The sequence below is a fragment of the Colwellia sp. MT41 genome (genome assembly GCF_001444365.1).
Lineage (GTDB): Bacteria > Pseudomonadota > Gammaproteobacteria > Enterobacterales > Alteromonadaceae > Colwellia > Colwellia marinimaniae.
This window is the reverse complement of record NZ_CP013145.1, coordinates 2630024-2655782: the sequence shown is the minus strand read 5'-3', so window position 1 is coordinate 2655782 and position 25759 is coordinate 2630024. Positions and strand designations below refer to the sequence as shown.

Genomic DNA, 25759 nt, shown 5'->3' with positions numbered 1-25759 from the left:
AAATAAACTAGTGGAGGTTACTATGGCAACGGCAAGAAAACAGCAAGTCAGTTTAATTGATACGCCTTATTATCACTGTATTTCCCGTTGTGTTCGTCGTGCTTTTTTATGTGGCGAAGATAAAGTCACAGGACAAAGCTTTGAGCATAGGCGCGGTTGGGTTGAAGAAAAATTATTAGCGTTAAGCCAAACGTTTGCTATTGAGGTATGTGCTTATGCGGTAATGAGTAATCATACCCATATTGTGTTGTGTGTTGATGTTGAACAAGCCAAAACATGGTCACTGCATGAAGTTGTTACCCGTTGGCATCAATTATTTAAAGGAACACTCGTTACCCAACAATACCTACGTGGCGATAAACTGATTAAACCACTGCAACAAATATTGGCAGAAACCGCACAAGTGTATCGAGCACGGTTAACCGACATTAGTTGGTTTATGCGAATTCTAAATGAAAGCATTGCCATACAAGCCAATAAAGAAGATAAATGCACAGGTAGGTTCTGGGAAGGGCGTTTTAAATCTCAAGCCTTATTAGATGAAGCCGCCGTTATTGCTTGCATGGCGTATGTTGATTTAAATCCAATAAGAGCCAAAATAGCAGAAACCCCTGAGAGCTCGAATCACACCAGTATTCAACAGCGTATAAGAGCCGCTAAAAAAGCAGAACAACCCACCTTACTTTGCCCCTTTGTCGGTAACCCCCGACAAAATTCGCCTGAAGGCTTAGCGTTTGAGCTAAAAGATTATATTGAGTTGGTAGACTTAACCGGTCGTTGCATTAGAGAAGATAAACGAGGTTATATTGATAATAATTTGCCCAGCATATTAACGCGATTAAACATAAGTTCAGAAAACTGGTTAATATTAACCACACAATTTAGAAAGGTATTTCATGGCGCGGTAGGCAAGCCTGAAGCCTTAACTGAATTTTGCCAACATCAACACCTTAAAAAACGTGCCTCTGTATCTGTTTGTCACAAGCTATTCGCTTAGCGACCACTTCATAACAAATTATCCTGTTAATTGAGTATTAAAGCTTAAACACGCCTGAAATTAACCAAAGTTGATATTTCTTATAACTGCCAAATCATTCATTTTATTTTACCTAAAAAAGCCAAGTGTCAGGTAGATTTAATGATAAAAAAATAACGGGTTTGTGATAGCCTATGGTGATTATTTAGAGAGGGGTGTCTTCTGTTTTTAGAAACAATATGTTTCACAATTAGTTTTTACTGCAAAATTTCAGCATCTAGGAATTAGGCAATGCTTTAAAAGCATAAGTTCAAAATGCTAGTTGTCAAAGTTAATTTTATAACGAAAGCGGGAAGAAATCTTCCCGCTTATTTTCTTAGTATTAACGACACCAATTATTGCTGTGTAGAATCAACTGTCTGACCATCATCCACTGCGTCAGGCCCCTTACGGTTGTGTGGTACGGAAATCGAAATAGTACCAGTACATGACTCGAACCCATCATCCGCTATAAATGCGACTGAATAAACACGACCATTCAAATTACCGGCACGCTCACCGCGTATAAGAACAGAATCTCTCACCGTATCTTGTTGTATGATAGCATCTGGACTGGTGTCGCCATCACCAGTTCCATTTATAGGCTCATCCTGAGTCACACCTGTAATTCTCAAAGTCACGGTGTTGTACAAATCGTGGCCATCCACCACCCCCTCTATTGTAATAAGAGATAGTTTGTGTTTAGGCGGCCACAAGGTGAGGATATTCGGACGCGCCAGATCACAGCTAGGAGGATCATTGACGTTGACCACATTAATAACGACATCGTTTGTATGTGATTTGGGATTAATAGGATCGTCATCAGTGACGGTGAGTAAGAAGGTCAACGTTTCACCACCTAGCATCACTGGAGGGGCAGAAAACTTAGGTGTTGCTGAAGTATAATCATCCAATATGACACTGGTTCCACCTGGTTGTGACCACAGGTAGCTAATATCATCTCCATCAGGATCATAGCTGGCAATACCATTCAGTGTGACTTCACTGCCTTCATTTTTGGTTTGGTCGACTCCTGCATTAGCTATAGGCGCAGTATTCATGACAATGGTAACAAGTATTCTATCAGCGACACTGGAGTCACTTCCAAACGAAGGAAGACTAGTTTCCTTCCCGTCATCAACCGCCAATTGAAATAGTAACGTCTGCCCGGAAGGGCTAGGTGCAATGAACGTCGGTTTTGATGGGTCTGATAAGTTTAAAGTTACAGGCGTACCTGTCAATTGCGTCCACGTATAATTAATAGCATCACCCTCGTCATCGTAACTGTTCATACCATTCAGTGTTGCTAAAGCACCTTCCTTGATAGAAGAGTTATCACCAGCATCAGCGTTGGGCGGCGTATTGGTATTGGACACAGTAACATCGACAAAATCCACCGAACTCAATCCGCTCGTGTCGGTAGTCCTCAGCTTGAAAGTTAGTATCTCGGTGCTGACCACATACGGGGACATAAATTGCGTTTGAACAGTTGTAGCTGAACTAAGCGTAACAATCGGTCCTGCAATCTGCGCCCATAGATATGAGAGTGGATCGCCATCAGGATCACTGCTCAATGAGCCATCAAGAAACACCGCGATTCCTTCCCCAACCGATTGATCAGCTCCTGCATCGGCAGTCGGTGCGGCGCCGGTGATTATGATAGGTATTGAAGCCCTACGTAAACAACTATTGACGGTATTAAAGTTGCACAAGCTAGAATACACAGTGCGCACTTCGATAGTATGACCACCAGGCGGTGTCACGATGGGAATTGTGACATTTCGGTTAATACTGAAGCTTCTATAAAACCCCGTAAAACCTGGCCTGGCAAAAAAATTGGTGCCACTACTCAAAATAGTTGAGCCATCCAGTCTGATTTGCCAACCTGTAGTTGTACTATGGTTATGTCCAATGGTATAACGGAACTGCACGTTAACTATGCTCCCCGCCGGCGTTGTATTGGGAGTTACCCCTAGCCCTATAATACTTTGATTTGAGTTTGCATAACTAACACTGATAAAGGCAAGAAGTAAAAATCCGAATAGAGGGAGAATTAATCGCATCCTCATTTTGTAGAAAGAAGTTGAAGAGTTATTACTTATCATATGTTTCTCACTATGTGTTTTTTAGTCGATGATGAGGTATCGCAGTTCAACGGGAACCAACATACCGCAATAAATTAACTAACTGTTTAATGAACTGAAAGAAGGATCTATAAATTTACTCGATACCAAGTAAGACAACAAATTCAGTTGTTTTTTGTGCGGCCATTACTTCATCGCCTCCCTCACACGCCGCTTTAATTTCATTGTTAATGGCAACCGCCTGATCACGAGTTGCGACATCAATACCTTCTGTATTAGCAAGGTATTCATCGAAGGCTGCGGGAGCTACATCACACTGCTTTATTGCAACTTCTTCTTCATCACTCCCCAGTGCGGTAAAGGACAGGGGCAAGATCAACATAATTACAGCTAGCACTTTACTTTTTATGGCCTTTTTCATTATGATTTCTCCATTTGCTTATATTGAAAATGTACTCAGGAATTAATATCTTTCTGCTTTATTAACATTAACGGCCTAAAAATAACGAATTAAACTTTAAACCTATCTCAACATTAAACGGGATTACAATAACCCCACGAAAAAAGACTTAACTAACACTTACATATGTGGTCTAGAAATAAATGAAGCATATATCAGACCAAAGCAAATATTGACTACTTTTCAACCAGTTGTTTTTTAAATTAATTATAAAACTACCTATCTGTAAAAGAATCTGACACTAGTTAAACAGGGAGAAACAGTTATATTTTATTTGAGAAAATAGATAGCAATAAAAATAACTATACTATTTAACTATTTAACTATTTAACTATTTAACTATTTGCTATGGAGTCGTTAATTTGGCCGGCTTATATTTTAAAAATAAATTTTAAAAAACATTAAACTGTAAAAAAAACGGACACTGGTTCGACAGGTAAAAGCAGTTATATTTGATTTGGGAAAATCGTTCGTAGGAAAAATAAACTTATATTTTTTAATTATGTGTTCGAAATTTTTAATAGATAGCAAAATTAGGAGATGACTGAAACCTTATAGAAGGAGTGAATATAATAGCCAGATAAAAACAGTTGGTACCTATAAGCTTTGAGCTAACTTATGTGGTTTTGTTTTGATATAAAGACTTAAATTATCAAAGGTTTAATTATTATAATAAACCTCCTGTTTTTAATTGAGAAGGCACCATTTAGGTAACACTACAATAATCATTCTATCTCAGTTTTGGGGGCGTTAGCGCCATAGAGTATATATCTTAATGTCAGCTATCCCTGAAGATAGCTGACATAAAAATAGACTTGTTCGCTCTAATAATTAGGACGGCTTTGTGGTAGTTACCGCCCTTAGCATCTAATTTTAAAAAATTAGTAAATTTTAAAGGAAGTAGCCCTTTTGTTAAGGGCTACTTGGTGGTAAAAGTGATCATTAGAAGTTAATTTCATTTGCGGATTGATAAACTCAAACATAATGCGCAGTCACAAATCATTGTAAATTAATTGTTAAATTTTCTTATCACATGACGCATTTCTCATTATTTGTGACGATCCACACATAGCCCAGTGCTAGTCTAGGAAAAGTTAACAGCATAGCCATTAGAGTTAATACTCAGTACGTGCTATTAAAAGTGCTATAATAGGTCATACCAGTTAAACCTACATTAGCTTAAGGCTTATTATGCATTTCCTTTCCCGTCGTCTTGTTATGCCCAATGATTTAAATTACGCCAACTCTTTATTTGGCGGTCGTGCCCTTGAATGGATTGATGAAGAGGCCGCTATTTATGCTATCTGTCAATTAGAAACTAATTGTCTAGTGACCAAGCATATTGGTGCAATTAGTTTTGAGTCTGCCGCTATGCAGGGTGATGTGGTTGAGTTTGGCTTAGAGACTAAGAAGGTCGGCCGTACTTCTATTACTGTCACTTGTTTGGTGCGTAATAAAGCCACTAAAAAAACCATTTGTTTGGCTGATGATATTGTTTTTGTACAAGTTGATCCGAAAACACGTTTACCTATTCCTCACGGTAAAACGCTGGAACTATTAGAGCAGCAAACAAAAATAGAAATTAATACCCTTAATATGTAGCATTAGCTGACACATCTCTATTGCTAAGCCCTCAGTCTTGCTAAGTAAGGTGCTTAGCAATACACTAGCCTTATTGTTTACTTTATTATGTCCTGAAATCCTATGTCCTCAGATCGCTTTGGCACCAGTGCCAACTACAAACAACAAGAAAAAGGTTATCGTGACCGAGCATTAAAATTGTTTCCTTGGGTATGCGGTCGTTGTGCGCGCGCTTTTGAATTCTCTAACTTAAAAGAATTAACCGTACATCATGTCGACCACGATCATAGCAACAATCCTAATGACGGTAGCAACTGGGAATTATTATGCATCTATTGCCATGATAACGAACATGATAAATATACTGATCAAGCTAGGTATCAAAGGGAAGTTAAAGCGGGCGATACCAATCAAGATACTGCCACCTATAATCCCTTCGCCGATTTAAAGTCTATGTTGAAGAAGTAGCACACTAGTTCAACATGGCTTTTTAGCTAAGGTACTGTTCATAGCCTGAAATGCCAAAAAAACGAATAGATTTATGCTGTTTGATTTTTTTGGCAATCAACAAGTCACCACAATAAATTTTTACTACTTGTTTATCGCCATTGCTGTCAGTTTCATAATCATGTTTACTGTTGAGTCTAAGGTTATCAAACTCAGTTTTCATAATCAGTTTCATCGCAAGTATTCACCTTAATAAGAGAAACAAAGAGTGATGCACAGCGTTAAAGGTTATTGATATCCTTTTGCACTTGGTAGCCTTCGTCGGTTACTATTTTTTCAAGAACTTGTACTCGTTCATTAAGCGCGTGTATTTCTTTTTTTAACTCATCATTCTTGTCGTCAGTATTGTCATTGTGAGCAAAGGTTTTGGCTTTGAATTCAAGATGTTTGTTATACATCTTATATAAAATACCACAGACCACACAGACAATAACGACTACCATAGTTGTACCACTCATAATCACTTCCTTCTTTATTTATTATTGTTAATGGCTGACATATTTGTCAGCCGTTATCTTTTTCATCTTAGCAAGTTAATGCTTTACTTGCTCTTGCGCCGATAGCGCTTGCTGATGTTTATGATAAAACGCTAGCACCGCAAAAAGTACTAGGATAAAAGGAATGCTAGTTATCACCACCCAATGCCAGCCAGCATTAAATAGGACCCAGCCCGCTAATAGCGAAGCCGCCGCTTGAAAACCAAATAAAATAAAGTCATTGGTTGCTTGTACCTTATGACGTTCGCTGGCGTGATAACTTTGTGGCAATAAAGAGGTACCGGTTAAAAATAAGAAATTCCACCCAATGCCGAGTAAAATTAGTGCCCACCAATAATGCATCACCTCCTGGCCTGACAAGGCTATAAAGGCGACTATGGCATAAATTAATATACCGATAAACATAAGGCCTTTTAACTGCAGGTGTTTGATTAACCAAGGGGTAAACAATGACGGTAGGTACATGGCGGCAATATGGCTTTGAATCACCCATTTTGTCTCTTGTAAGCTGTGTTCTTGCATATGATGCATGCTTATAGGTGTGGCAGTCATTAAATAACTCATCAGGGCAAAGCCGATAGTCGCGGTACAAATGGCAATTAAAAAAATGGGTTGCTTGGTGATTACCTTTAACGGCCTGGCATCACCCACTATTTCATCTTCATTCACTGGCGGGTTTTTGAAGCCTATCATCATCAGCATTGCGCAAAGGATAAGGATGGCCAGTAATAAAAAAGAGCCAGCATAACCATATGGAGAGCTTAATAAATCTTTACCAACTAATGCCACCTCAGGGCCTAAAAAGGCAGCGAAGACGCCGCTGAGCATTAATATCGATAATATTTTAGGCACATCGTCAGCATGCAAACTACTTTCAATCGCGGCAAAACGTAGCTGTTGAGTGAAGGCACCACCAACGCCAATTAATAAGCTAGCAAAACAAAACAGCTGAAACAGGGCGGTTATAGCAGCAAACATGGCAATAATTGCCGCCATTAAAGAGCAGCTTAAACCGGTATATACGGCAAACTTTCGACCTTTATTTTTAGCTAACATAGCCGCAGGAATAGAGCCTGCGGCAACACCGAGAATCATTAAGGTTAATGGCAGTGTCGCCAACGAAGGATCGCTGGCCATTTTACTCGATAAAATACCACCAATAAAAACGATAATTGACGACGCTGACATCACTAAGGGTTGAGAGACAAATAACAACCAGATGTTTCTCGGTAGGGTAAATATTCGAGAAAGTATCAAGGCCGTTAACAACAAAAACGCGATAGTAATAAGGATATTCGTTGGCATGTTCTTATCCGTTTAATGTAGGTCCGTTCAATTTGAGTTCAGCTTAAGTTGATATTAGTTTAGTGTAAATCAGCCTAACCAGATTGCAGGGCAAGCAGGGCTTTTATGTCGATTACTTCGCTATAACGAATCATAGTTTCTTGGTGTTGCTTTCTTGCTAATACCGCCATTCTATCGGCTAATTCATTACCCTCTATATTGGCATGGGCTTTAACATGGCGAATAGTGATTTTAGTGTGCATGGTTTTATAGAGCGCATAACATTGTTGTACCAGCGCTAAATTTTTGACTTCTTCGCCTTTACCGCGAGTCCAGCCTTTTGCTTGCCAGCCTTTTGCCCACTTAGTGATACAGTCAATTGAATACTTTGAATCAGAGAGGATACAAATGCTTTGCTCTTTATCTTTATCAATAAAGTGCTGTGCTAATTGAAAGGAAGAAAGTAAGCCATTTAACTCGGCAGTATTATTGGTGCCGTTTTTTTCATACAAGCCATAATATAACGAGGTTACTTTACCTTGTTCATAAACGGCAATGCCGGTGCCTGATTTACCTGGATTAGGTGAGCAGGCACCATCACAATAAATTTCAATATCGCTGGGACCATTAGGGCTGACAGTCGCTGTTTTAGCGCGAGTACCTTTGCTGCTACTGGCTTTACGGCTAGAGTTAGGTGCTGTACTGGCAGTCCCTTTGTTATTTAAGGAACGCTGCATTAACGCTTTGGTATAAGTTGCAGCAAATGCTTGCTCCGCGGCACCTTTCGATTCAAAGCCCATATATTGTGCATCTGAGCGACCAGCAGTATGTTGCTGTACTTCAGGCCAAGTAGTGAAAATGCCGGTTTTTGCACCTTTCCAGATAACGTAGAATTTTTTACTCATAAATGATTAGCTAATTTTTATAAAGGATAAAGACAATATTGGTTAGCATTATCATCAAAAAATCAATTCTTTGCTACTAAAAGTAGAGGGAAGTGGCAATAAATTAACAGCAGAAAAGTAAGTATATCTTTCATTGAGTATAAAATTATGGCTCTGTTCCATAATACTGTTGTCTACATTGTAACTAGATGATTTTATGGCGAGTATTGCTGAAGTGATAAAAGCGAGCATCACAAGCATGGATGCTTGTGTAGAGCCCCATGGACGGGTTTACGCGTCTCGCTTGTTTACTCAGCAATACTAAACTACAACAGAGCCAAATTATACTGACTAACGTGGCGGCTTGCTAATTTAACGGTTAAAAGAAACCGAGTGAATTAACATCATAACTTACCAATAAGTTCTTGGTTTGTTGATAATGCTCTAAGGCCATTTTATGGGTTTCACGACCAATACCTGATTTTTTATAACCACCAAAGGCTGCATGTGCAGGATATAGATGATAACAGTTGATCCAAACACGACCGGCTTGGATTTTACGACCCATGCGATAAGCCAGGTTGGTATCTCGAGTCCAGACACCTGCACCTAAACCAAACTCAGAGCTGTTGGCAATTTCAATGGCCTCTGCTTCATCTTTAAAGGTGGTTACCGAAATAACCGGGCCAAAAATTTCTTCTTGGAAAACACGCATATCATTTGTGCCTTTCAATAAGGTGGGTTGAATATAAAAACCCTGGTCTAAGTCAGTTGAAACCTGTTCAACATTACCACCCATTAATAATTGCGCACCTTCTTGTTTACCAATTTCAATGTAAGATAAAATTTTATCAAATTGCTCTTTTGACGCTTGCGCGCCGACCATGGTTTCAGTGTCTAGTGGATTACCGCGTTTAATGGCTTTAGTACGTTCAATCACCATTTCAATAAATTTAGGGTAAACCTCTTCTTGTACTAAAAGGCGGGAAGGGCTACTACATACTTCACCTTGGTTAAAATAAGCCAGTACGGCACCTTCTACACACTTACTTAAATAGGCATCTTCATGATTTAAAATATCGTTAAAGAATATATTGGCTGACTTACCACCCAGCTCTACCGTTGAAGGAATAATGTTTTCTGCCGCGCACTTTAAAATATGTGAGCCAACCGGGGTAGAGCCAGTAAAGGCAATTTTAGCAATACGTTTACTGCTTGCTAAGGCTTGTCCCGCCTCACCGCCATAACCATTGACAATATTGAGTACCCCAGGTGGTAATAAGTCTTCAATCAGTTCCATTAATACCAAGATAGAAGCCGGCGTCTGTTCAGCCGGTTTTAGCACAATACAGTTACCAGCCGCTAAGGCTGGTGCAAGTTTCCAAGCAGCCATGAGAATGGGGAAGTTCCACGGAATAATTTGCCCAACAACCCCTAATGGTTCATGAAAATGGTAGGAAACGGTATGTTCATCAATTTCACCGACAGAGCCTTCTTGGGCCCGCAAACAACCGGCAAAGTAGCGAAAGTGATCAACGGCTAATGGAATATCAGCCGCTAATGTTTCTCTTATTGGTTTACCGTTATCCCAGGTTTCGGCCACGGCGAGTAATTCTAAGTTGTGTTCGAGGCGGTCAGCAATTTTTAATAGCGTGTTTGAGCGATCAGTCACCGATGTTGTGCCCCAGGCATCTTTTGCTTTATGTGCCGCGTCAAGCGCAAGTTCAATATCAAGGTGATCAGATTGTGGGATTTGGCAAATAATTTGACCATTTACCGGACTAATATTATCAAAGTATTTACCATTTTGTGGTTCAACCCATTGGCCACCAATAAAGTTTTGGTAGCGTGACTTGAAGTTCATTATGGCGTTTTCTGCACCGGGTTTTGCATAAATCATAATATTTCCTCTGAAGTGTAATCTCTTATTTAGCTGGTTATTATGGTTGTGTTTTTGACTAAGTTTATTTACCTTAGTCAATAAGCAATTGCTTAACTGTGCTGTAAATTCAGAAAACTTGCCTACTAGTTCAAATTAGCGGATAAACTTTTATGATCAGACAAGCTATAGATAGTGTCAGAAACCCACTTAAGGTACTGGTTGAAAATAAAATCAGCTTTGCTGGGCCTGAATCGGAATTAAGTATTTATGATACTTATCAACAGGCTACAAAAGTTAAACTAATGTCTGATCAACTACTTTTTTGTGCCATGGTGACAGGTAAAAAAGTGATGCATAGTATGCAAGATAACTTTCATGGTGAGTTTTTGCCCCATGAATCCTTTATTATGGCGCCGGGCAGTTCAGTAGAAATTGATTTTCCCGTAGCACAACTTGCTCAGCCGACAAGGTGTTTAGCCATTGAAATATCAAGTGATAGGGTGCAGCAAGTTTCGGCCATGTTAAACCAGCAGCAACCGCTTAATAAAGTCTTTGGTCATTGGCACTATGATAATAAACTGGTGCATACCCATCATAATAGTGCCACACAAAGCGTATTAAACCGTATAGTGCACATCTATACGGAAAACCACCCAGAGCGCAGTGCCATGGTTGCTTTAGCGGTATCGGAGTTAACCATTCGGTTATTACATCAACAAACCCGTGAATTTATTTTGGCATTTTCACAGCAAGAGCCCGATAACAACGGCTTAAATGCCGCGGTAAACCATATTGAATTACACTTACATGAACACCTCAATATTGATGATTTAGCGCGGCTTGCTTGCATGAGTAGGACGAAGTTTTTTCAGGCGTTTAAATTGCATCTAGGCTGCAGTCCGATGGTTTATCAAAGCCAACGTCGCTTAAAAAAAGCCGCTACTCTGTTGAAAAAAGGTCAGCGGATAACTCAAACATGTTTTGCTTTAGGTTTTAGTAATACCAGTCACTTTAGCCGATGTTTCAAAAAGTTCTACGGTATCAGTCCTCGACAGTACAAAGAACGGCATTTAAGTGGTTTGCTATAGCTTGTTTGAACTAAATTGTCAGTATGGCTAGCCACCTGGGCTAAAAACTTGTTAAAATTAGCGCATTATTATTAGCTAGATTAGGATTTTCATGGCGATTAACTGGTTTCCAGGCCACATGCATAAAGCACAAAAAGAAATAAAAGAGATATTACCGCAAATAGATGTGGTAATTGAAGTGTGTGATGCGCGTTTACCCTTTAGTAGTGAAAACCCTATGATCACTGAGATCCGAGGTGATAAACCACTGATAAAGATCCTTAATAAAAGTGATTTAGCCGATCCGGCAATCACCAAAATTTGGTTAGATTATTTAGAATCTCAGCATAATGTAAAAGCGATTGCGTTAACCACGGAACAGCCGAGTGTAGCAAAAAACCTGGTCAAATTAATTCGAAAAATGGTGCCGAATAAAAATCAAGAAGGTAAACAAATTAACGCCATGATAATGGGTATACCCAATGTTGGTAAATCCACATTACTCAATACCTTAGTAGGTAAAGCAAAAGCTAAAGTGGGTAATGAACCAGCAGTAACTAAAGGTCAGCAGCGTATTCGTCTTGAAGAAGGTTTATACCTTTTCGATACACCTGGCATGTTATGGCCTAAAATTTACAATGAAAATTCGGGCTATCGTTTAGCGGTATCGGGTGCGGTGAAAGATACTGCCTTTGAACATGACGATATTGCCTACTTTGCCGCAGAGTACTTACTGAAAAATTATCCTCAACGGCTAATGGATCGCTATAAGCTTGACGAATTACCTGAGCATGAAGAAGACCTCATTGAAGCCATTGGCAGAATACGCGGTTGTGTTAAAAGTGGTGGTCGGGTGGATTTATATAAAGCGTCGGTCATTCTGATCAATGAAATTCGTGATAAAACCCTAGGGCCTATTTCTTTTGAGTTACCAGATATGGTAGTGGCAGAGAATCTGCACTTTGCCGAATTAGAAGAGAAACGCATTGCGGCGCGAGAAGCTAAAAAAACGGCTCGTGGTCGTGGTCGTAAAAACAAACGTTAATATTTTTATTTATAATATTTTGATTTATAAGGTTTTGATATGAGCGAAGAAATACTTTTTACCCTACATCCACAGTTGGCAAAAGATGGTATTGAGTTGGCCGATTTTCCTTTGTCTAAGTTGCTACTGTGTAATGATAGTGCTTACCCTTGGTTTATTTTAGTGCCAAAAGTAGCTGATATCAGTGAAGTGTACCAACTAGATTGGCAACAGCAGCAACAATTACTCAATGAGTCGAGTTTGCTCAGTGAGTTACTTATGCAAGTATTTAGCGGCGATAAAATGAATGTGGCAGCGCTCGGTAATGTGGTTGAGCAACTGCATGTCCATCATGTGGTACGCTTTAAAGACGATGCTCAATGGCCAAAACCGATTTGGGGGCAACAAGCATTAACGCCTTATTCCGATGAAGAATTAGCGGCATTAAAAGATAAGTTATTACCACAGTTAGCGGTGATTTTTGCGGAGAAGTAGTTTTACCGGTAAGTCACTTTATTAGATAAGTCATTCTTTTGAGTAGTAAATGTTATTTGTATTCATTAAAACCTCAATAGGCTCAGCGCCTATTGAGGTTTTTTATTAGCAGAAATCCAAACACTCCCCCCTGAATTAACTCGAGAGGTTAATCACTGATAACATCCATGTACTTAAAGCACAGATGTCATGAATGCCAGCTAGGCAGCATTGGATGTTTTAGTGATAGGGGTAACATTATCGGCTTTACCTTGAGTCACCTGTGCTAAGGCTTGCGATAAATCAGCAATAAGATCGTCGACATGTTCTAAGCCAACTGAAATTCTGATTAAGCTATCGCTAATACCAGCCTCTGCTCGCTCTTCTGGTGTGTAAGGTGAGTGGGTCATGGACGCTGGGTGTTGAATCAATGACTCGGCATCACCTAAACTCACCGCAATGGAGAAAAGCTCCATGGCATCAATAAAGGTTGTGCCACCGGTGAGGTCGGTATTTAATTCAAAAGCAATGACACCACCAGCGGCTTTCATTTGTTTACCAATGAACTTGTACCCTGAGTGGCTTTTAAGACCTGGGTAATAAACTTCTTTCACCATTGGGTGTTGTTCTAAAAACTCAGCGACGGTTTGAGCATTACTGCAATGTCTATCCATGCGAATAGGTAATGTTTTCAGACCTCGGATGATCAACCAAGCATCATGAGGACTGATTGTTGCGCCTATATCTTTCAACGTGGTCATTTTTATTTCGTTAATCATCTCAAAACTAGCACATACTATACCCGCAACAACATCGCCATGACCATTAAGGTATTTAGTGGCGCTATGGACAACAATATCGGCGCCAAATTTTGCTGGCTGCTGTAATACTGGGGTAAGGAAGGTGTTATCTACGATTGACAATAATTTATACTCTTTGGCAATGGCGCAGATTTTTTCTAAATCTAAGACGACTAAGTTGGGGTTAATGGGCGTTTCAAGAAAGATCAACTTGGTATTTTCTTTAATGGCCGCTTTGATATTTTCCGGCTCGGTCATATCGACAAAAGTCACTTCAATGTTGAATTTTTTTAGCATATGACTCATTAAGGCAAAAGAACAACCATAAACCGCTTTTGATGAAATCATATGATCGCCAGCTTGCAAGTTGGTCAATAAGGCCGCAGAAACTGCCGCCATACCCGTTGCGGTTGCAGCAGCATCTTCCATGCATTCCATGGCAGCAACACGTTGCTCTAATTGACGGGTGGTAGGGTTGCCTAAACGGGTGTAGATATAACCATCGCTTTCACCCGAAAATCGATCGCCACCTTGCTTAGCATTATCAAAAATAAAGGTTGAAGTTTGATATAACGGCGTGGCAAGTGAGCCAAATTGTGTATCATCTATTCTACCCGCATGAATGGCTTTAGTTTCTATATTGCTGCTCTTAAACTTGGTCATAGCTTCTCTTCCTAAATAAGGTGTAATTATTATTATTTTGTTTTGTTTGTCTGGTCTTGTTTTATTCTCTTTCAAGGTGAGCAGGGTCAATACAGGTTTGCGATGTAAGCGGAGTGAATGGTTCACCGTTATAACGCTAACCTAGTCTTGCTCAATGGCATCTAATACTCGTTTACTCTTGCCATTAGCCTTGCAACTATACTGCCAACAAATAAAGTCTTTATTTTTCAATGAGATAGATTTATCGCAAGGGTAAATAGGTTTTATTTGTAATATTATCATTACAAATAAACTTATTTTTAACGACAATTTTGGTAAATTATTGCTTCAGGCCTTTATTACTGCAGTCATTATGATTTGTACTATTTTTATTACTGTGTCATATTTATAGTACGATCTATTTATTAACATGTCTTTTTATGCGTATTGTTATTGAATCAAGCGACAGAATTGGTATTTCACAAGAAATATTAGCGGTGTTCGCCCAACAAGCTTGGAATTTAAAAGCGGTAGAAATCACCAGCTGTTTTACCTATCTTTATCTTGAGTATGATGGACTAAGTTTGGCGCAAATTAAGCGTTGTTTAGCTCATGTCGCGGGAGTGATAAGTGTCGAGTTAATTAACTTGCTACCTAGCGAGCAGCGAGCCAATCACTTACAAGCATTATTAGACAAAATGCCAGAGCCTATCATTGATGTTGATAGTCAGGGGCTTATTTTAGCGATGAATAAGGCCAGCCATAAACTTATGCCACCAGCCACGGGCGTTAAGCCTGATTTTATGGCTACGGATTACTTAGGCAAACCTATTAACACCTATATAGAGCAAATTAGTAGCGCCATGCTGACGAATACCGCAACGAGCCAGGCCATTACCATTCAAGGAAAAGCCTACATTCTTGATATAAGCCCAGTGTTATCGAATTCCGCCACGAACTCGACAGCTAATAAAGGCAAAGAAATCAACGGCTCGGTCTTACTGCTGCGCTCTATGAATACCGTAGGACGACAAATATCGTTAATGCAAAGCCATCAAGAGCACAGTTTTGATAATATTATTGGTCAATCAAAAAGTATCCGTTTAATTAAGGCCCAAGGAGAGCGCTTTGCTGCCTTAGATTTACCGGTATTAATCAGCGGTGAAACAGGTACTGGCAAGGAATTAATTGCTCGGGCTTTACATCAGGCGAGTTCAAGAGCTAAAGCGCCGTTTTTAGCGATTAATTGTTCGGCATTACCGGAACATTTATTAGAAAGTGAACTGTTTGGTTATGAAAGTGGTGCCTTTACTGGCGCACAAAAAGGCGGTAAACCAGGCTTAGTTGAGTTGGCGGAAGGCGGCTGTTTATTTTTAGATGAAATTGCTGAAATGTCACCCTATTTACAAGCTAAGCTATTACGTTTTTTACAAGATTTGACTTATCGCCGTGTGGGCGGGACAAAGGAGTTGATCGCCAATATTCGTATTATCAGTGCTACTCACCAAAATTTAGCCAAGTTGATTAGCCAAAAAACCTTTCGAGAAGATCTCTATTATCGGTTAAATGTACTCAGTATTGAGCTGCCCCCCCTGCGAGATCGCATTGCTGATATGAGCTTATTAGCCAACTTATTTATTGACAATGCCGCCAAACAAGTCAGCCATAGTCAACCAAGCAAGCGTGCTAAACCTAAACTTACCGCTTCGGCACTGGCCTTATTACAGAGCTTTGCTTGGCCAGGTAATATCAGGCAATTGCAAAATGTTTTATTTAGCGTGGTAGCCTTAAGTAATGGTGGTGATATTTGTGTTGAGGAATTGTTACCTGTACTCAAAAAACATGCAGGTCATAGTCATGCAGGTAATAGGGAACAAGGCGGTGAGCTAGCTATGGAAGATGTTAAAGATTGGTCAAGTGCACAAGCAGATTTTGAAGCTAAATTACTCGGGCATTTTTACCCCTTATTTCCAACGACGCGTAAACTAGCAGAGCGTTTAAAAGTATCACACAATAAAATTGCGATGAAGTTAAGGCAGCATGATATTCGATGAGCGCTGAGCGAGCTTGATAAACCGTCAGCCCGGTACTTGTTATTTAAACCGTAACTACCCCTTTAAGTAGAGACATCCCTGTAGTAAATATAAGTAGTAAATATAAATGGCAAATAAAAGTGACCAATAAAAAATTACAGCATTTCTACATTGCTCAAGAGCAATCCATTTACTTACTCAGTCATAAAGACGCGACTAAGTTAAAACAATGGGTGGAACTTTGCCAGCAGCAATTAAAACAACTCGGCTTTGAGGACGTTGCTCTGTTAGGTAAAGGGGCGTATGGCTTTGTTTTTTCGGCTATTAAGCGTAAAGGCTCTGTTGAGCAAACACAGCCGGTTGTCTTTAAATTCTCGCGCATTAATTTGCCTCAACATGTGCAAGACCGTTTAGCTGAAGAAGCCGATATTCAAGGTCAACTTAAACACCCACAAATCCCTCATGTGATTGACTACCAAAAAATTAAACGCCAATCTATTTTGCAGATGACTCGGGCCCCAGGCATAGATTTAGAACAATTATCTTTACAAGTTGGCCCTTTATCGCCTGAGTTGGTGGTTAGTATTGCCTTACAATTGGCTGATATATTGCTGTATTTACGGGCAGAAAATAATCATAGGCAGTTAAAACCCATTGTTCATGGCGATATCAAGCCTTCTAACTTGGTTTATGATGAAAATACCGGCAAGGTACAACTCATTGATTGGGGCTCATCAGTGAGTGCACAACTTGATTGTCATCAGCAAAGTACTAGCACTAACGTGATGGAACTGATGAGCAGTGATTTACAACATAGTAACGCCCGTTTAGGCGATGTCTATTTTATTGGGCCAGAGCAACTTAATGGTGGATTATCTAGCCCTCGTTTTGATGAGCAAGGCTTAGCGGCAACCTTGTATGCACTAGCGTCAGGGCAATCATGCCGATATGGTATCAAAGTGATACCGCCAAATGCCTTAGGTTTACCTAAGTTATTGGCGCAAGTGTTAACGGGTATGTTAAGTGACGATAAAAAGCTGCGCAACCAAGCAGGGGATTACTTTTTTAATAACCTCAACTACCTCAAACAAGTTGTCTTGGCAGATAAACCGACAAAAATTGCCGCCATTGCTCAGATACCTATTTGGGTAAAACCTCAAAGAGAGCACATTGATACGGTAGTGTATGGCTCGCGCAAGTCATTTTTACGAGAGCAAAGCGGTCATGATAGTTTAGCGGATATTGATGATGCTCAATTGGATAAATACTATAAAAATTACCTTATGGGCATGGGTGATAATGAAAAAGCGTTTATCGCGGCGTTAAGCCGGCTAGGTAATTTCCCTGTGGTTGGTGGTATTGCCATTCGTTGGGCCAAAGAGGGGGTTTACATTGACTCTAATTTAACCTTATTTGATGAAACACTGAAAGCTTCATTTACCAGTGCGGTAAACAATATTATTTATTTGGCGCAAGGTATATTTCGTATCGGGGTCTTTAAAAGTTGTTTATTTAATGCCCGTAATACTTTGCATGTTGAGCGGCTGAGTGAAAGTCAGCCTTTTATTGCGGACAGTAGCCAAGAACTACCCTTTGAAGTAAGTGATGTCGCTGATGTTGATGATATAACCCGATTGCACTCCTATTTTGAGGATGGTAAAGATCCCGATGAATACTTATATCTACCCGATGAGTTAATGACGGTTTTAGCCAGGTTGAACTTAATTCATCATACCGGTTGTATTATCTTTGAAGTTTTGCCCAAACATTTAAAAATTCATAGTTATTTAATGCTGCTAAACCATGAAAAAGAAGCTGAATTTAAAGCCTGTTTGGCGAAAATTTTAACCTTATTACCTACTATCGATGGTATTGGTATTTCGGGCTTTATGAAATTACCTTATAAAGACACCCGGTTTTTTGAACATATTAGTAGCATGCCAGATAAGTTCTATCCAAAAAATCCTAAGCTAAACCGTCAAGATAGTGAGCAACACTGATGTTGAAGTATGCTGATCTGCCAGCATAGATCCTTATATGCTGATAAAATTCCTGCTGGTACCATGGCATCAATACACTAAAAGACGTGCTGACTAAGATTGTACCCAGCTCAGTGTTAGCCCACTGGCAGATTATGATTATTGAGTAGTATCGAACTCAGCAAAAGCTTAGGATTTAAGCAAGTCTTACTAGCAAAATATTAAGCACTAATCTATCTTTATTTTACTATAAGAAACTAAATGAAGGTTATTATGGATAAAATATCTAAGTGTTTTGGTCAATATCGACGCTATGCTTTATTCGCAACGATGATTTTAGTCTTATCGTTATCGGGTTGTGGTGGTAGTAGTTATGGCGATGATAAAGTTACCGTCGATAACGTTGCCCCGATAATAACGTTGATTGGTGATGCAGAGGTTCGTGTCTTAGTGAATGGCAGCTATACCGATGCCGGTGCAAGTGCAAATGATAATGTCGACGGGAAAATTAGTGTAGCAATCACGGGTAGTGTTGATACCATGACGGCGGGAAGTTATATCCTTACCTATACCGCCACAGACTACGCAGGTAATGTGAGCACGTTAACACGTACGGTCACAGTCGTACCGCCAACCCTAACCGGCACCGCTGCTGCAGGTGCTGCTATTGTTGGCACTGTGACTATAAAAGATTCCTTAGGAGAGACAAGGTCGGAATTGATCGAAGCCGATGGTACTTACTCGGTTGATGTTACTGGTTTAACCGCACCCTTTAGATTACGTGCAGAGGGCACTGTTGGTGGCAAAAGTTATCGAATTCACTCTTATGCCGAAGAGGCGACCTTAGATGGTACGATTAATATCACACCATTTACTGACTTGATTATTGCCAATGCTGCTCATCAAATAGCGGCCGCTTATTTTGATGAAGTTTCGCCGACATTTCTAGATCCTGTAGAAATTGCCGCCCAAGAAGATGCACTGCAAGCGAAACTGCAAGCGGTATTTGATGCCCTAGGTTTAGACTCTGCAATTAACCTGCTCACTTCCGCTTTTAGTGCCGACCACTCGGGTTTAGATGCTGCTTTAGATATTATTCAAATAGAAACCGATCCGATAACCAATATTGCCACCATAGTTAATGTCCTAGATGGCTCAAGTATTGAAGATGATATTACTGATAGTGATGATAATGAGTCAGTTATCATTGTAGACTCTGCCGCCTTAACTATTGTGGTCACCGATACCCAAGCAATTGCGGCTTTATTTGCTAGTTTTGCCGCGGAATTTACTGATGGTTTACCAAGTTTAGCGAGTCTGGATGGTTTTTTTGCCGATAGCTTTCTTCATGAAGATCAAGCTAAAAGCCAGTTTTTAACCGATATTACTACCGATCCTAGTCTTATTGGCCTGGTCTTTTCCAGTATCGCTGTACGAGATCTTGATTCAATGGCAGGCACAGCAACGGTGGACTTTAACGTGTATATAAACGGTATTGTTGACGTTGAAGTTGAAACCTGGCTGTTACAAAAAGACAGTAGCCAAGCTTGGCAGCTATTAGGTAACCAAAGGTTCTATGAAGCCGACTTGTTAACTTTCCACTGTAACGATTTTGATGGTAGTGATGATATGGCGGGAGGTTGTGGCTTAAATGTATCATTTTATGATAATGACTTCTCTAATAATGGCACCAATGATGCGCCAATAGCCTCTGGAACCATGACTATTATTGATGGCACCGATGGCGAAACGGTGAAAGATATTGTTTATTTAGGTAATCCTGATTACATAGCAGCAGGTGAATTACAAGTGTATAACCAGACTACACAAATGTATCAGTGGGACTATGCCGGTTTTGGCATGAGCGATGGGGAAGTGGATCCGAATATCTTTGTTGTAGGGGATATCATTCGATATAAGCTGTATACCGAACAACTTGACTTGACTGTGCCAGGCCAACCTATGGTCAGTAGCGGTAATGAAGTGGCAATGTTTGATAAGATTTTAATGTACCTACCTGAAACCACAGGTCGCTACCCGGCATTAACAACTGATGGTCTCACTGCTTTAAATAATTTCACCTTAGATGAAGACTTAACCGTGTCATGGACTTTACAACCGGGCACTGTTATTGATTCTATTTGGGTTGAAATCAGTGATAACCAAGGTAACTACTATGATGTTAACGATAAAAGTATTGCGCCAGATGTAACCAGTACGACCGTTGATTCATCGGTTTTTTCACAAGACTTATTAAATGACCTTGATTTTGATCAAACAAATATGACCTTGTTAGTGCGCATTTACTCGATAGTGCCGACAACGGGGCAAACACACTCGACTGATTATCGCCGGACATTTGCTGGCACTATGCCGGGTGATGGTACTCAGCCGGGTGATGGCACGGCCACTGTTATGTGCAATACCGAATCGCCTTGGGATGATGCTAACGATAAACCAACGGTATTTTATTCGATTAATGACTTTGAAACCGCGGTCGCAGATTGCGCCAGCCAAGCATCACTGCTTAATTTTACTAAAGCTAACTTAGCGGGACTTACTTGGTATGTCGAGGATGAACGGATTGTCTTTGACTCTAGCGCTGATACCTTTGTTATTACTACCTATGGTGATGATGGTGAATTAGGCGGTGGTGATGATGAAACTTTTTATGGCACAGTTGCTGATTACGCTACTAATGTTATTGAGTTTTCATTTTCATTTACTCCAGGTGGAGACATTGTTGGCCGTGACTTGATCAGAGTTAAAGCAGAAAGTAGTTTTCAAGGTAAAGTTATCTTTACTGCGGTCCTTCTTTGGGAGTTTTATGACTGGGCCGAGTCTGATGGCGATAATATTGATAAAGCCCATCAAGGGGGCGAATTACGCACTGCGGGTTATGCTGTAGATGCAGACTTTGATTGGGCTGCTTGGCAGGCTACGCCATAAAGGCAGCATCAGCTCTGCGCCCGCAGGTGAACGTAGCAAAGGTGTAAACATAAAAAAGCCAGTAGTGATACTGGCTTTTAATATTTAACGTTAAGTTACTGACTAACTAACTAACTAAAGTGAATAAGGTTATTTTACTTCTTCACCGGCCGCTTGTTTATCAGCATGGTAGCTTGAGCGAACAAGTGGACCACAAGCCGCATGTTCAAAGCCCATTTTGTGTGCGGCGCGTTCAAACATGGCAAAATCGTCAGGGTGAACATAACGCTCAACCGCTAAATGATCTTTACTCGGTTGCAGATACTGGCCAATGGTTAACATAGTTACACCATGGTTGCGTAAGTCTTGCATTACTTCTAAAATTTCATCGTTAGTTTCACCTAAACCGACCATTAAACCTGATTTAGTGGTAACACTTGGATTTGCTTCACCAAAACGTTTTAATAGGTCTAGCGACCATTGATAGTTGGCGCCTGGGCGTACCTTAGTATAAAGGCGTGGCGCAGTTTCCATGTTGTGGTTAAACACATGGGGGGGATGTTGATTAAGGATTTCAAGCGCTCGGTCCATACGACCACGAAAATCAGGTACTAAAATTTCTATTTTGGTATTGGGTGCTTGTTTACTAATTTCTCTAACACAGTCGGCAAATTGTTGAGCGCCGCCATCTCGTAAATCATCTCTATCTACCGAGGTGATAACCACATATTTTAAGCCCATATCTTTTAAACTATTGGCAAGTTTTTTCGGTTCATCTTTGTTGGGCGGTAGTGGGCGGCCATGGCCAACATCACAAAATGGGCAACGCCTGGTACATAGATCACCTAAAATCATAAAGGTAGCCGTACCGTTATTAAAACATTCTGCTAAGTTGGGGCATGATGCTTCTTCACAGACCGAGTGTAGATCGTGTTTACGTAAATTAGCTTTGATGGCATCAATACGTTCACTAGAGCGAGGTAACTTGATACGTAACCAACTTGGTTTACGTAACATAGTCGCTTTTGTTGAGCTAACTACTTTAATTGGAATGTGAGCTAATTTATCGGCATCGCGAAATTTTTCGCCGGCGGCACGATTGGCTGTTTTTGTTACTGAGGTTAAATCACTACTCATGATGCGTGTTATTCTCGTTTGGTAAACCGCTTTGATAACTAACATTATTAGCTTCAAGTAAGTTTATTAAATGTTTCACTAACGCAGTACTTGCACTAGCGGTATCTTGTGGGCCTTGTAAATCAGCAGTTTGTATCATTTCTAGACCGGCATAACCACAGGGGTTAATTCGTAAAAAAGGTGATAAATCCATATTCACATTGATGGCTAAACCATGAAAAGAGCAGCCTTTGCGTACTCTTAAACCTAAGGAGGCAACTTTTTTCTCATCAACATATACACCCGGTGCGTCGGCTTTGGCATAAGCGGCAATATTATAATCCGACAAAGCCGAGACAATACTGGTTTCGATCAAAGTGACTAACTGTCTTATGCCTATTTTCTTACGGCGCAGGTTAATCATACAATAAATAACGAGCTGACCTGGACCGTGATAAGTGACTTGACCGCCACGGTCTACTTTTACTACTTCAATATCGCCAGGTAGTAACAAATGTTCGTCTTTGCCAGCTTGCCCTTGGGTAAAAACAGCAGGGTGTTCTACTAACCATAATTCATCAGCAATGCTGTCATCACGATTATCGGTAAAGCTTTTCATGGCATGCCAAACTTGCTTGTAATCCATGGTATCTAATTGTCGGATGACTAATGAGTCGGCAAGGTTAATAATGTCTCGCTCGACTGTTGAATTTGACTGCACTGGGCAAACCTCGTTAATCTAGGGTGTTGAAAACTGATAGCGTTAAAGGGGGGTTATAAAACGTACCGTACTTGTTCAATAGCCATTAAGGTTTTATAGATAGTTTCAATGTGCTCTTTACTGGTAACGGTTACCGCAATAGAAACCGCATGATAAGTACCTTTGGAACTGGTTTTTATTTTGGGAGAGTAATCACCGGGTGTGTGTTTTTGTAGTTCGGCAATGATCAAGTCCGGTAATTCGTCACAGGCAAGGCCCATCACTTTAAAATTTAATACCGTTGGGAACTCTAATAATTCGTCAAAATGGGTTTTCATGGTCATTTACTTCTTTATCTAGCGAGGTTTTTACTTTAGCGCCATTTTATCATCAATTATCATGTGCTGATATTGTTTTTATTCTCTGCCTTATATGTTTTGTTGCTAGGGCAGTATTAGTCGTGTTTAAGGGCGGCGATTTTTGCTTGCTAAAAACAAAAAAACCTCAATAAAGAGGCTTTTTTATGCATTGATTATTTACCATAATGAATGCTAATTAATTAGCAAACTGTAGTTTCACATAGTCAACCAAACGACTAATTAGGCTGCCTTCATTTACTTCCTCAAGTGTTACCAGAGGGTATTGTGCTATATCTTTATCATTGAGTTGTAAAAATAAAGTACCAACTACCGTGCCTTTAGCTAATGGCGCTGTTAATTGTTGGTTTAACTCAAAGTTTGCTTTTAAATTTTTACGTTGGCCGCGAGGAATAGTGATCGGGGTATCATAGAGAATACCTAAGTCAACATTCTCTTTGTCGCCCATCCAAACACGGTTAGAAATAAATATTTCACCAGCTTTGTAAGGTGTTATGGTTTCAAAAAAGCGGAAACCATAATTTAATAATTTCTTACTTTCTACTTTTCGTGCTCGCTCACTTGCCGTGCCCATAACAACGGTAACTAAACGCATATCGCCTTTAGTTGCTGAGGTCACTAAACTGTAGCCAGCATTTGAAGTGTGACCGGTTTTCATACCGTCAACGTTTAAGCTTTTATCCCACAATAAACCATTGCGGTTATACTGTTTGATATTGTTATAGGTGAAAGATTTTTGTTTATATATCGCATACTCTTCTGGCACATCGCGGATCAGCGCGATAGCTAGTGTTGCCATATCTCTAGGCGTAGTCATATGTGAGTCGCTGTCTAAACCGTGACTATTTTCAAAGAAGCTGTTGGTCATACCAAGTTGCTGGGCATGGGCATTCATTAAATCAGTAAAAGCACTTTCACTGCCGGCAATATGCTCAGCCATAGCAACACAAGCATCATTACCCGAGGCAACGATTATCCCTTGGTTTAATAAGCTAACCGTTACTTCAGTACCCACTTCGATAAACATCTTGGAGGAGTCAGGGAATTTTTTCGCCCAAGCCTTTTCACTGATCAACACTTTGTCAGTGTTTTTAATATTACCGTTTTGAAGCTCTTTACCAATAATGTAACTGGTCATTATTTTGGTTAAACTTGCTGGCGCTAACAGAGTATCTGCATTTTCTTCAGCAATAATTTTACCTGTGGTGTAATCAATTAAGATAAAACCTTTGGCATTAATTTGTGGCGCGTCGGGGATAATGGTAAGGGCATAAGCCGTTGGTGTAAGAATAACGGCCGCGCTAAAAACAGCGCCACTGAAAAAGGTAAATAAATTGTTGGCGCTATATTTGCCAGAAAGTTTTGTTGTTTTAGTCATGGTGTTAGTCGTGTGTGAAAAGTAAGGGAAAGCAACTGAACGAAAGTATACCACTTATAAAAAACTTGGCTACGGGAAAAAAACCGATATTATCAATAATTTCGCCGATAAAAGCTTATAAATGTAACAAGATTTATAAGCTTTTGTTGTAGATACTGCTGCTGGCTTCTTTTTAGCTTTGTTATGGCGAGGTTCTTGGATAAGCATTAGGGTAGCCATTTTGTTTTAAGGCCAATAAAAGCGCATTTAACGTGGCAAGATCGCTAATAGGTCCAAGTTGAATACGATAAAGTCCTTGATGTTCTGCATAGTTAGTTTCTTGTTTGTATTGACTTTTTAGCAGCTTGGCTGTGCGGCTAGCTAATTCTATGTTGCGGGTTGCCAATACTTGAATAAAAGGTGTGGCAATGCCCATGTTATCTGGTGTGTTTGGGCTGACTGGCTTTTCCTTAATGGCTGGACTTACTATGACTTGAGATGTTGCTTGGATAGTAGTGACATCTTTAACTTTAGCCGTTTGTTTATCGAAATTAGTTATTGCGCTTATTTTAACGTTTGCGGTGCCGGTTTTTAACATGTCGAGCTTATAAGCGGCACTATAGGATAAATCAATAATACGTGACTGATGAAAAGGACCCCTGTCGTTCACGCGGACAATAACCGATTTATTATTGGCGGTATTGGTGACTTTTAAATAGGTGGGTAAAGGTAAATTTTTATGGGCGGCGCTCATGGCATACATGTCATAGATTTCACCATTGGAGGTGAGGTGGCCATGGAACTTTTTCCCGTACCAAGAGGCAGTGCCGGTTTGTTCAAAGCCTTGCGCCGTGGTTAATACTTGGTAAGGTTTACCAAATACTTGATAATCTTTATTACCGCCGCGACTATAGGGCTCTGCGCGGGCTATAGCATCTTTCAATTCTGCTTGGCTTGGTAGACGTATAGGTGTACTGTCATGCTTTTGTTGATAGCGGCCAGAGCTGCAGGCACTTAACAAGGTTAGCATGGATATTAACAAGAGCAGTAGCAGTCGTTGGTTCATCA

Annotated in this window: 23 protein-coding genes; 9 read left to right on the top strand and 14 right to left on the bottom strand. The window is 40.1% G+C overall.

Features of this window, described 5'->3' with window-relative positions:
• Positions 1 to 22: 22 nt before the first annotated feature.
• A complete protein-coding gene (locus CMT41_RS11340) occupies positions 23 to 997 on the top strand; it encodes a transposase (RefSeq protein WP_057181416.1) in 975 nt (324 codons plus the stop codon).
• Positions 998 to 1371: 374 nt separating this feature from the next.
• On the opposite strand, the gene CMT41_RS11335 is transcribed toward CMT41_RS11340, so the two are convergent.
• Both CMT41_RS11335 and CMT41_RS11330 read right to left on the bottom strand, forming a co-directional pair.
• Positions 1372 to 3120 (bottom strand): PKD domain-containing protein, encoded by a 1749-nt coding sequence (locus tag CMT41_RS11335; protein ID WP_157466367.1) that lies wholly within the window; start codon positions 3118 to 3120, stop codon positions 1372 to 1374.
• A 115-nt stretch (positions 3121 to 3235) separates the two neighbouring features.
• Positions 3236 to 3520, bottom strand: a complete 285-nt coding sequence (locus CMT41_RS11330) for a hypothetical protein (RefSeq protein WP_058027316.1) — start codon at positions 3518 to 3520, stop codon at positions 3236 to 3238.
• A gap of 1230 nt (positions 3521 to 4750) precedes the next feature.
• Here CMT41_RS11330 and CMT41_RS11325 point away from each other — a divergent pair.
• Positions 4751 to 5161: an acyl-CoA thioesterase gene (locus CMT41_RS11325; protein ID WP_057181411.1), complete on the top strand. Its 411-nt coding sequence runs from the start codon at positions 4751 to 4753 to the stop codon at positions 5159 to 5161.
• 102 nt (positions 5162 to 5263) lie between these two features.
• Entirely contained in the window at positions 5264 to 5608 is a 345-nt protein-coding gene (locus CMT41_RS11320; protein WP_057181410.1) for a YajD family HNH nuclease, read from the top strand.
• Positions 5609 to 5630: 22 nt separating this feature from the next.
• On the opposite strand, the gene CMT41_RS11315 is transcribed toward CMT41_RS11320, so the two are convergent.
• From CMT41_RS11315 to exaC, 5 genes are all read right to left on the bottom strand, one after another.
• Positions 5631 to 5822: a hypothetical protein gene (locus CMT41_RS11315; protein WP_057181409.1), complete on the bottom strand. Its 192-nt coding sequence runs from the start codon at positions 5820 to 5822 to the stop codon at positions 5631 to 5633.
• 46 nt (positions 5823 to 5868) lie between these two features.
• Positions 5869 to 6105: a hypothetical protein gene (locus tag CMT41_RS11310; RefSeq protein ID WP_057181408.1), complete on the bottom strand. Its 237-nt coding sequence runs from the start codon at positions 6103 to 6105 to the stop codon at positions 5869 to 5871.
• Between the two features lie 75 nt (positions 6106 to 6180).
• The gene (locus CMT41_RS11305; protein WP_057181407.1) at positions 6181 to 7449 is read right to left on the bottom strand and encodes an MFS transporter; all 1269 of its coding nucleotides are present in this window, start codon (positions 7447 to 7449) and stop codon (positions 6181 to 6183) included.
• A gap of 74 nt (positions 7450 to 7523) precedes the next feature.
• Positions 7524 to 8333: a ribonuclease H family protein gene (locus CMT41_RS11300; protein WP_058027315.1), complete on the bottom strand. Its 810-nt coding sequence runs from the start codon at positions 8331 to 8333 to the stop codon at positions 7524 to 7526.
• 358 nt (positions 8334 to 8691) lie between these two features.
• Positions 8692 to 10212 carry an acetaldehyde dehydrogenase ExaC gene (gene exaC / locus CMT41_RS11295; RefSeq protein ID WP_058027314.1) on the bottom strand — a complete coding sequence of 507 codons (1521 nt, stop codon included), beginning with the start codon at positions 10210 to 10212 and terminating at the stop codon, positions 8692 to 8694.
• Positions 10213 to 10364: 152 nt separating this feature from the next.
• Between exaC and CMT41_RS11290 the strand changes: the two genes are divergently transcribed.
• The 3 genes from CMT41_RS11290 (at position 10365) to CMT41_RS11280 (ending at position 12780) form a co-directional block, all read left to right on the top strand.
• Positions 10365 to 11282, top strand: a complete 918-nt coding sequence (locus tag CMT41_RS11290) for a helix-turn-helix domain-containing protein (protein ID WP_058027313.1) — start codon at positions 10365 to 10367, stop codon at positions 11280 to 11282.
• 91 nt (positions 11283 to 11373) lie between these two features.
• Positions 11374 to 12306, top strand: a complete 933-nt coding sequence (gene ylqF / locus CMT41_RS11285; protein WP_057181403.1) for a ribosome biogenesis GTPase YlqF — start codon at positions 11374 to 11376, stop codon at positions 12304 to 12306.
• A 39-nt stretch (positions 12307 to 12345) separates the two neighbouring features.
• On the top strand, positions 12346 to 12780 hold the full coding sequence (locus CMT41_RS11280; RefSeq protein ID WP_058027312.1) for an HIT domain-containing protein: 435 nt from the start codon (positions 12346 to 12348) through the stop codon (positions 12778 to 12780).
• Positions 12781 to 12980: 200 nt separating this feature from the next.
• On the opposite strand, the gene megL is transcribed toward CMT41_RS11280, so the two are convergent.
• Positions 12981 to 14222, bottom strand: coding sequence for a methionine gamma-lyase (megL, locus tag CMT41_RS11275; RefSeq protein WP_058027311.1), 1242 nt, complete (start codon positions 14220 to 14222; stop codon positions 12981 to 12983).
• A 141-nt stretch (positions 14223 to 14363) separates the two neighbouring features.
• On the bottom strand, positions 14364 to 14504 hold the full coding sequence (locus CMT41_RS19170) for a hypothetical protein (protein ID WP_157466366.1): 141 nt from the start codon (positions 14502 to 14504) through the stop codon (positions 14364 to 14366).
• Between the two features lie 137 nt (positions 14505 to 14641).
• Here CMT41_RS19170 and CMT41_RS11270 point away from each other — a divergent pair, with 137 nt between their 5' ends.
• From CMT41_RS11270 to CMT41_RS11260, 3 genes are all read left to right on the top strand, one after another.
• On the top strand, positions 14642 to 16255 hold the full coding sequence (locus CMT41_RS11270) for a sigma 54-interacting transcriptional regulator (RefSeq protein WP_058027310.1): 1614 nt from the start codon (positions 14642 to 14644) through the stop codon (positions 16253 to 16255).
• A 119-nt stretch (positions 16256 to 16374) separates the two neighbouring features.
• Complete coding sequence (locus CMT41_RS11265) at positions 16375 to 18234, top strand: protein kinase domain-containing protein (protein WP_058027309.1); 1860 nt, start codon at positions 16375 to 16377, stop codon at positions 18232 to 18234.
• A 252-nt stretch (positions 18235 to 18486) separates the two neighbouring features.
• Positions 18487 to 21162, top strand: coding sequence for a DUF5011 domain-containing protein (locus tag CMT41_RS11260; protein ID WP_198149742.1), 2676 nt, complete (start codon positions 18487 to 18489; stop codon positions 21160 to 21162).
• A 129-nt stretch (positions 21163 to 21291) separates the two neighbouring features.
• Here the strand turns inward: CMT41_RS11260 and lipA are convergent, their stop codons facing one another.
• The 5 genes from lipA to CMT41_RS11235 all read right to left on the bottom strand — a co-directional run bounded on the left by lipA (position 21292) and on the right by CMT41_RS11235 (position 25757).
• Complete coding sequence (gene lipA, locus CMT41_RS11255; RefSeq protein WP_057181398.1) at positions 21292 to 22278, bottom strand: lipoyl synthase; 987 nt, start codon at positions 22276 to 22278, stop codon at positions 21292 to 21294.
• A complete protein-coding gene (lipB, locus tag CMT41_RS11250; protein ID WP_057181700.1) occupies positions 22271 to 22903 on the bottom strand; it encodes a lipoyl(octanoyl) transferase LipB in 633 nt (210 codons plus the stop codon). Before lipB ends, lipA begins: the two co-directional genes overlap by 8 nt.
• 128 nt (positions 22904 to 23031) lie before the next feature.
• Complete coding sequence (gene ybeD / locus CMT41_RS11245; protein ID WP_057181699.1) at positions 23032 to 23295, bottom strand: DUF493 family protein YbeD; 264 nt, start codon at positions 23293 to 23295, stop codon at positions 23032 to 23034.
• A gap of 217 nt (positions 23296 to 23512) precedes the next feature.
• Positions 23513 to 24712 (bottom strand): serine hydrolase, encoded by a 1200-nt coding sequence (locus CMT41_RS11240; protein ID WP_057181397.1) that lies wholly within the window; start codon positions 24710 to 24712, stop codon positions 23513 to 23515.
• A 181-nt stretch (positions 24713 to 24893) separates the two neighbouring features.
• Positions 24894 to 25757, bottom strand: coding sequence for a septal ring lytic transglycosylase RlpA family protein (locus CMT41_RS11235; protein WP_057181698.1), 864 nt, complete (start codon positions 25755 to 25757; stop codon positions 24894 to 24896).
• Between the last annotated feature and the right edge of the window lie 2 nt (positions 25758 to 25759).

What these genes read in the sequence shown, in the direction of transcription:
- CMT41_RS11340 (WP_057181416.1), top strand. Translation starts at nt 23, where the DNA reads ATGGCAACGGCAAGAAAACAGCAAGTCAGTTTAATTGATACGCCTTAT.
- CMT41_RS11335 (WP_157466367.1), bottom strand. Translation starts at nt 3,120, where the DNA reads ATGATAAGTAATAACTCTTCAACTTCTTTCTACAAAATGAGGATGCGA.
- CMT41_RS11330 (WP_058027316.1), bottom strand. Translation starts at nt 3,520, where the DNA reads ATGAAAAAGGCCATAAAAAGTAAAGTGCTAGCTGTAATTATGTTGATC.
- CMT41_RS11325 (WP_057181411.1), top strand. Translation starts at nt 4,751, where the DNA reads ATGCATTTCCTTTCCCGTCGTCTTGTTATGCCCAATGATTTAAATTAC.
- CMT41_RS11320 (WP_057181410.1), top strand. Translation starts at nt 5,264, where the DNA reads ATGTCCTCAGATCGCTTTGGCACCAGTGCCAACTACAAACAACAAGAA.
- CMT41_RS11315 (WP_057181409.1), bottom strand. Translation starts at nt 5,822, where the DNA reads ATGAAACTGATTATGAAAACTGAGTTTGATAACCTTAGACTCAACAGT.
- CMT41_RS11310 (WP_057181408.1), bottom strand. Translation starts at nt 6,105, where the DNA reads ATGAGTGGTACAACTATGGTAGTCGTTATTGTCTGTGTGGTCTGTGGT.
- CMT41_RS11305 (WP_057181407.1), bottom strand. Translation starts at nt 7,449, where the DNA reads ATGCCAACGAATATCCTTATTACTATCGCGTTTTTGTTGTTAACGGCC.
- CMT41_RS11300 (WP_058027315.1), bottom strand. Translation starts at nt 8,333, where the DNA reads ATGAGTAAAAAATTCTACGTTATCTGGAAAGGTGCAAAAACCGGCATT.
- exaC (WP_058027314.1), bottom strand. Translation starts at nt 10,212, where the DNA reads ATGATTTATGCAAAACCCGGTGCAGAAAACGCCATAATGAACTTCAAG.
- CMT41_RS11290 (WP_058027313.1), top strand. Translation starts at nt 10,365, where the DNA reads ATGATCAGACAAGCTATAGATAGTGTCAGAAACCCACTTAAGGTACTG.
- ylqF (WP_057181403.1), top strand. Translation starts at nt 11,374, where the DNA reads ATGGCGATTAACTGGTTTCCAGGCCACATGCATAAAGCACAAAAAGAA.
- CMT41_RS11280 (WP_058027312.1), top strand. Translation starts at nt 12,346, where the DNA reads ATGAGCGAAGAAATACTTTTTACCCTACATCCACAGTTGGCAAAAGAT.
- megL (WP_058027311.1), bottom strand. Translation starts at nt 14,222, where the DNA reads ATGACCAAGTTTAAGAGCAGCAATATAGAAACTAAAGCCATTCATGCG.
- CMT41_RS19170 (WP_157466366.1), bottom strand. Translation starts at nt 14,504, where the DNA reads ATGATAATATTACAAATAAAACCTATTTACCCTTGCGATAAATCTATC.
- CMT41_RS11270 (WP_058027310.1), top strand. Translation starts at nt 14,642, where the DNA reads ATGCGTATTGTTATTGAATCAAGCGACAGAATTGGTATTTCACAAGAA.
- CMT41_RS11260 (WP_198149742.1), top strand. Translation starts at nt 18,487, where the DNA reads ATGGATAAAATATCTAAGTGTTTTGGTCAATATCGACGCTATGCTTTA.
- lipA (WP_057181398.1), bottom strand. Translation starts at nt 22,278, where the DNA reads ATGAGTAGTGATTTAACCTCAGTAACAAAAACAGCCAATCGTGCCGCC.
- lipB (WP_057181700.1), bottom strand. Translation starts at nt 22,903, where the DNA reads ATGGATTACAAGCAAGTTTGGCATGCCATGAAAAGCTTTACCGATAAT.
- ybeD (WP_057181699.1), bottom strand. Translation starts at nt 23,295, where the DNA reads ATGAAAACCCATTTTGACGAATTATTAGAGTTCCCAACGGTATTAAAT.
- CMT41_RS11240 (WP_057181397.1), bottom strand. Translation starts at nt 24,712, where the DNA reads ATGACTAAAACAACAAAACTTTCTGGCAAATATAGCGCCAACAATTTA.
- CMT41_RS11235 (WP_057181698.1), bottom strand. Translation starts at nt 25,757, where the DNA reads ATGAACCAACGACTGCTACTGCTCTTGTTAATATCCATGCTAACCTTG.